We start from the raw sequence: 449 nt of genomic DNA, 5'->3' as shown, positions 1-449 counted from the left end.
GGCCCTGGCCCTGGGCCTCAAGCCCATCGTCGTGGTCAACAAGGTCGACAAGCCCGGTGCCAAGCCTGATGCCGTCATCAACGCCGCGTTCGACCTGTTCGACAAGCTCGGCGCCACCGACGAGCAGCTCGACTTCCCCGTCGTCTATGCCTCGGGCATCAACGGCTGGACGTCGCTGACCGAAGGCGCGCCGGGCGAACAGTGGGGCCCCGACATGTCGGCCCTGTTCGAGACCGTGCTCAAGCACGTGCCGGCGCAGTCCGGCGACCCGGCCGCACCGCTGCAGCTGCAGATCTCGGCGCTGGACTTCTCCACCTTCGTGGGCCGCATCGGCGTGGGCCGCATCAGCCAGGGCACCATCAAGCCCGGCATGCAGGTGGCCGTCATGGAAGGCCCGGACGGCAAGTCCGTCAACGGCCGCATCAACCAGGTGCTGACCTTCCACGGCC

Annotated in this window: 1 protein-coding gene; it reads left to right on the top strand. The window is 68.4% G+C overall.

The window, feature by feature from the left end:
- A partial coding sequence (locus RAD15_RS43840; RefSeq protein WP_458184867.1) for a GTP-binding protein occupies positions 1 to 449 on the top strand: 449 nt, incomplete at both ends.

The organism is Bradyrhizobium sp. 14AA (assembly GCF_054185205.1).
The sequence above is the reverse complement of the archived record's forward strand: the minus strand, read 5'-3'. Positions and strand labels throughout refer to the sequence as shown.